General features: G+C 60.9%; 1 protein-coding gene. It reads left to right on the top strand.

Annotation, left to right across the window (positions count from 1 at the left end):
- On the top strand, nt 1-379 hold a 379-nt coding region (locus NTD85_RS09790), incomplete at both ends, for an immunoglobulin-like domain-containing protein (RefSeq protein WP_262142038.1).

Below are 379 nucleotides of genomic sequence, written 5' to 3'. Positions count from 1 at the left end.
AAACCTCGTTGCCGACAAGACACCGGTCAGCACTAACGTCACCGACACCGTCGACACCACTAACCTGTCGCTGTCCGCGACCGGTACCGTGGCCGAAGGTGGTTCGATCGTTTACACCGCAACGCTGACCAACGCCGCTGGTTCGCCAGTGACCGTAACGCTGTCGAACGGTGCTGTTATCACCATCGACGCGGGCAAAACCACTGGCACCGTGACCGTTCCGGCCCCTGCCGATGACGTGTACAAAGACGCGGGCAAAGTCGAAGCAACCATTTCCACCGCTACCGGTGGCAACTTCGAGAACCTGGTGCCGAGCACTGTGCCGGCTGTGACTCAGGTCACCGACACCATCGACACCACCACGGTCAAGCTGACCGCG

It is taken from the genome of Pseudomonas sp. 13B_3.2_Bac1, from assembly GCF_025466205.1.
Classification (GTDB): domain Bacteria; phylum Pseudomonadota; class Gammaproteobacteria; order Pseudomonadales; family Pseudomonadaceae; genus Aquipseudomonas; species Aquipseudomonas fluorescens_H.
The sequence above is the reverse complement of the archived record's forward strand: the minus strand, read 5'-3'. Positions and strand labels throughout refer to the sequence as shown.